At 42.5% G+C, this 5,184-nt stretch carries 6 protein-coding genes and 1 pseudogene; all 7 read right to left on the bottom strand.

The window, feature by feature from the left end; translation table 11 throughout:
• Position 1 precedes the first annotated feature (1 nt).
• Positions 2–397 carry a hypothetical protein gene (locus AC1DWB_RS31020; protein ID WP_477544953.1) on the bottom strand — a complete coding sequence of 132 codons (396 nt, stop codon included), beginning with the start codon at positions 395–397 and terminating at the stop codon, positions 2–4.
• A 90-nt stretch (positions 398–487) separates the two neighbouring features.
• On the bottom strand, positions 488–1,393 hold the full coding sequence (locus AC1DWB_RS31015) for an MORN repeat-containing protein (RefSeq protein WP_477544952.1): 906 nt from the start codon (positions 1,391–1,393) through the stop codon (positions 488–490).
• A gap of 68 nt (positions 1,394–1,461) precedes the next feature.
• Positions 1,462–3,816: an alpha-L-rhamnosidase-related protein gene (locus AC1DWB_RS31010; protein ID WP_477544951.1), complete on the bottom strand. Its 2,355-nt coding sequence runs from the start codon at positions 3,814–3,816 to the stop codon at positions 1,462–1,464.
• Between the two features lie 210 nt (positions 3,817–4,026).
• Positions 4,027–4,176 (bottom strand): annotated as a pseudogene (locus AC1DWB_RS31005) (DinB family protein); the annotation flags it as partial.
• A 186-nt stretch (positions 4,177–4,362) separates the two neighbouring features.
• Positions 4,363–4,830, bottom strand: a complete 468-nt coding sequence (locus tag AC1DWB_RS31000; protein WP_477544955.1) for a WG repeat-containing protein — start codon at positions 4,828–4,830, stop codon at positions 4,363–4,365.
• The gene (locus AC1DWB_RS30995; RefSeq protein WP_477544954.1) at positions 4,826–4,909 is read right to left on the bottom strand and encodes a WG repeat-containing protein; all 84 of its coding nucleotides are present in this window, start codon (positions 4,907–4,909) and stop codon (positions 4,826–4,828) included. Before AC1DWB_RS30995 ends, AC1DWB_RS31000 begins: the two co-directional genes overlap by 5 nt.
• Positions 4,909–5,184, bottom strand: a 276-nt coding sequence (locus AC1DWB_RS30990; protein ID WP_477544950.1) for a WG repeat-containing protein, incomplete at its 5' end; no start/stop codon positions are given. The genes AC1DWB_RS30995 and AC1DWB_RS30990, both read right to left, overlap by 1 nt.

The following is a 5,184-nucleotide window of genomic DNA, read 5'->3' as shown; positions in this document are numbered from 1 at the left end:
ATTATACATATGGGTTTGTGTATAGACCCACTATTTCAATTATTTCTGCGACGGCCACTTTTCTTGATCCTTCCATAAAATAACCTCTCATTCCAAGTTTTATTTCATTTCGATGTCTTGTCCTAGATTGCGGAAACAGAATCCACATTCTTGCCGTTCCTGACAAAAGAATTGGTTTTGTTTCATCAATTATAAGATTTCTATTCTCATCTTCAAACTCTGGGTGAATAACTCGTAAACTAATCGGTGATTTTAAAAAGTCATCTTCAATAGCAAAATCACTTCGATACCCTTGTTTAGGCAAGAGTTTCCTTCCGCCCTCTTCTGCGGAATAAAATCTATATCTTACATTGAAATCTTGTGGATAAAATAATCTTTCTTCATAAGGAATCCACATACAATACGCTCCTATAATAGTCGAATTCTTTAGTCAGCCCTGAGTATTTTCAGCAAATGTGGTTGTAACCACAAATCCTCACTCACTTAATCATTCATTCCTCAACTGTCCAGTAGTGTATACATATTCACCATATGTCCAAAAACCCTCCTTCTTTATTCCTCCTACATCCGTTTTAATACCGCTACCATGTTCAAAACCATCCTGCCATTGACCTTCATACGATGCACCATCTGCCCATCGATACACCCCTTGTCCAGCAAAAATCCCGTTTTCCCAGCCCCCTCGATAGGTGTCTCCGTTCGCAAACATCTTTTCCCCATACCCATGCTCAAGATCTTTGCTCCATTGGCCTTTGTAGATTGTTCCGTCTCTCCAAGTATAGATCCCTTGACCTTGTTTTAATCCTCGTTCTAATTGCCCTTCATATTTCTCGCCATTGTCATATTGAATAACTCCATAGTTTGCTAGGGTGTGTAAACTGTGACTCCACTCCACACTATGATGTATCCCGTCTATAATAATAGAAGGCACCATGGGTCTATCATCCGACTCTTTCTCCAGAAAGGGCACTATAGAATTCGCTCGTTTTGTTGGTTGTACAAATGCAATTGGCATAAAGGCATCATCCACATAAGTTTTATAAAACCATACGAGAAAATCATGTAGCCTTAAAAATAGATGTTCAATTCGGGATAAATCTACAATAATTTCACTTTCATGTATATCAAACAACTCGATCTCTCGAAGGAATAAATAAATGTCCTCACTTATTATGTCGCTCTTCCACAGAGAATGAATCAATCCATCACGATGATTGCTAATAGTATTTAATTCATTACCCTTGGATAGTACACTAATGACTTCATTCGTCATATCCTTAATATTCACCATTGCTGCAAATGGATCTTTAACGATAAGAGCATCGGTCATATTGGCAAGATGATATAGTCTAGGAAATTCTCCTCTTAAAAATTCGAAATTCGAGAATGTCATATTACATATCCTTTCTACTTTTTATCCCCTGTCGCTAAACTTTCTCGTATTCATGAACCCTCACAATCTCAAGTCTGTCCATCTATCCACCTCAACTCATATCCTTCTGGTATCGAGTAGTTGATGATCGATTCACCATTTACCACTTCCCGATCGATCTCTATAACACCTTGAGCAGAACCGACCTTTCCAGAAATCTTGGAAATTGACATATCTATAAAATCCAAAGTAATAATCTTCTGCCTTTCATCGATCTCCTGGATACCGAGCAAGCTCCTAATGATTGCCACGCCGGCATAGGAGGCGAACCCATGATTCAAGCTGTAAGTGATCCGATCATGCTCCCATAAGGTACCCGTCAATACTGCCATCTTATAGAAGTAACCTTTGCATTCGTCCATTACCTGCTGATAGCGTCGCCATCTGAGCAAGATCTCCAGCCTCAAATAATTGCCGACAAAAGAATTGGCATAGGCTATTTCCGGCATACTGCCATGCTGCTTCCTCTCTGGACCAAACTCCTCAAGCACCGTATGTTTAAGCTTACTAAACCGAGCATCCTGCACATCAGCTATTTGGAAAAACAGGGCATAGTATTGGCAAACCTCAGAACGATTCTCCGTCCGTACCAAGCTACCGTCCTCCGCTCGAAGGGCTTGATCAACAAAAAAAGTACCGTCAAACGACTGTTCGATAATGATCTGCTTAATCAACTCAGATTGTTGCAATAAAGCCTCATCCTCGTACCAGGAACCAATCAGGCGCAACACTTGGCAATACAGCATGTTCGTCGGATAATTAACGTCACGAACCCACTGATTGGCTTGCGACCACTCGATAAAATTCCATTTTTCCAGGTTTTCTAATAGACCGTCGCTGTTTTTGAACTTGCTGAGATAATGCAACAAATCATAACATAAGCTTCGGAAGTAATCCGGCTTCGCCTCTGCAGACCGTTTCAAATACCCCTCCAGTTCGATCACATACCACATGGCCCACTGGGGAATAAAATTGCCATCCACATGGTCTGCCGGATAACACATGGGAAGCATACCTTGAGGTAGGTTAGAAAACTCGGCAGCCAACACATAATTTTCTAGCATGACCTTCTCTACCTTGGATTCACCTGAAAAAAATTGAGCGGACTGAGCCGTAAAATAACTATCGCACAGCCAACCTGCTCTCTCACGTGTAGCGCAATCCATAAACACATCCAACGTGTTTTGCCTATAGGTTTCGATCGCAGCTTTATAGATAGTATTGATTTCATCATCCGAGCAAAAGAATTCCGCATTATCAAACCGGGGGTATGAATATTCCCTAAGCCATAAGTTTTGAAGTTGTATCTCTCCTTTTAGCACAACGCACTGAATGTAGCGAAATCCATACGATTCGAAGGACTCCAGCGTATACGGCGTACTGCGCTTCTCCAATGAATATTTCAATATATTGATGGATTCCCATGAAGCATAGTCTATACGGCCCTCGATCAGCTTCTCATCAAAAATAAAATACACTTCACTGTCTTCAAGGGCTACAATTTCCGAACCGATGAACCCATTGTTGTTCAGCCCCATATCCAGAAGCACATATTCATTAGCTAACAGCTTAGAACCTGAGATTGGACGCTGACGGGTTGCGTCTTCATAGAAGGTAAGCGTCTGCAGCGTTTCAAATGGTCTTTCGGAGATCTGTTCTAACGGGTAGCCGGTGCTCTCCTCAGAGATTTCATGAATAAACCGATGCCTAATAAATTGAAACCCATCAGGAAGCGTCAAAACCTCCACCTTGCCATGTTCCAATAGTGATGTTGGATATGTGAGTTCAAAGCGCGGGATCGGCACTTCCCTAGGCAAATACGTCCCAGTCCAATCCACTACTGCTAAAACAGCAGCCTCTTGCTCGGAAATCCCGTTAATCCAATCATGAGAAGGATCCTTCGTCTGCAGGATGTAAACCTCTGAGAAGCTGCGTTGAAAGGAGTAGCGCATAACTTCTTGAACCCGCCCCGTCAGTCTAATCCCACGGTAGGGACCTTCTGGTGCAGTCGAATATATGGGGTTCCCTTGACTGTCTAGAAGCTCCGCTTGCAGGAATGACGGTTGATTCAGGGTATAGTAACTGTCGCAATTATAACCGGCCACTTCAATGGCAATTCGGTTCCTTCCCTCTCGGAGATGCGGTTTCAAGTCTAAGCTGTCGAGACGAGCGAAGCCATGTGGACCTCTCGCTGGACCGTAATGAACAAAGCATTGGTTAACAAATACTCTGTATAGAGTAGACCCTGTAAGCAGCAGTGTATACGCATTGGACTCGAAGGCATCGAATTCCAATACGAATCCCACTTGAACATTCATCTCTTGTTCATAACCTTTTATCCATACCGGCAAAGCTTTCTTAAAACCAATTGAAGGAATCATCATAACAGCCTCCTGGTTATTAGAGTATCTTAGGATTCAAAACATAATTTCCTATTTCGCCTTCTTCTCTCACGATAACAGCTCCTCTCATAGATTCTATAAATCCCAGATTATACCTGCATCTAAAATAATAACGTGTAACATTTATCTCGTCGTCTTCCAAGATCCAACAAAAAAAGGACAGCTCTCCATAGGAGTACCTGTCCCAATTATTCAGCACTTACCCCGCATACCAGAACACTCTGTCATGACGGAAGGAAGACTCATTTGGCACAACATAGCAGCGATGTTACCACGGTGATACGTTCCGTAATTGACGACCTGCAGCACCATCTCCGAGTACGACGTTTCCCGTACACCGGCATGCACTCAATTGAGCAATTGAGTCGGATCCTTTTGGTTTATCACTGCAGCTTTCTTATTGTTTCACATATTCGATAATCTGCCCATCAGGCAACAAATAATAGATTTGCTTCTCTTTAAACAATAAAGCCATGCCATTAGCTTTTTTGGAAAAAGCCGAATACTGATACCTGAAATCCCCATTCATTACTCATATCCAGTAAATGAAGGCGATATTACCCATTCTCCTTTGGTGTTGATGAACCCCCATTTCTTGTTTTGTTCAACAAAAGCTTTCCCATTTCGAAATGGAAAGGCAAAATCAAATTCAGGTGCGATGGCCAACCGGCCCGATCGATCAATGTATCCATATTTTCCCATTAATTGCACAGCAGCTAAGTCTTCGGAGAATTGATAAGCTGTGTCGTATTGGGCGGGAATCACGAATTGCCCTGTGCTATTGATATACCCAACTTTCCCATTCTGTCGTACAGGAGCGGACTCGCCTTCAAATACTCCCCATTCTGATATCCCTAACTCCAGGAAATCTATCACTAGCTTTCCTGTTGGATCAATAAAACCGCTTCTTTCACCACGAACTAAAGCCAACCCATAATAGAAAGGGGATATCCCCTTGTACGTAGGTTCCACTACTTGTCTTCCCGTCGTGTCAATGCCCCCCCCACTCAGCCCCTACTTTCACTGAAGCAAGCCCCTCTGAAAACGGCTGTATATCGTCATAATTGGGGGCGATTACGAATTTGCCTGCTTTGTCGATAAATCCCCATTTCTTGTTGATGCCAACCGAAGCAAGCCCTTCTCTAAATTCAGATGTCCATCCTTGGTAGTAACAAAAGAAAGCCCTTCGGAAAATGGATAAGCGATAGAAAACCTCGGTCGAATGGCTACTGCACCAGATTGATCTAGAAACCCCCAATTACCCATCTCTCCTTCTACAAGATTTATCTTATTACCACCATTAAAAGGGGCGAACAATGGATCATTGGACCATACCGCACTATCCTTCTG

Source organism: Paenibacillus sp. P4_E11, from assembly GCF_056401635.1.
Note: the sequence above shows the minus strand (reverse complement) of the source record. Positions and strands in the feature narration are given on the sequence as shown.

Coding starts and splice junctions, on each gene's coding strand:
- AC1DWB_RS31020 (WP_477544953.1), bottom strand. CDS start 397: ATGTGGATTCCTTATGAAGAAAGATTATTTTATCCACAAGATTTCAAT.
- AC1DWB_RS31015 (WP_477544952.1), bottom strand. CDS start 1,393: ATGACATTCTCGAATTTCGAATTTTTAAGAGGAGAATTTCCTAGACTA.
- AC1DWB_RS31010 (WP_477544951.1), bottom strand. CDS start 3,816: ATGATGATTCCTTCAATTGGTTTTAAGAAAGCTTTGCCGGTATGGATA.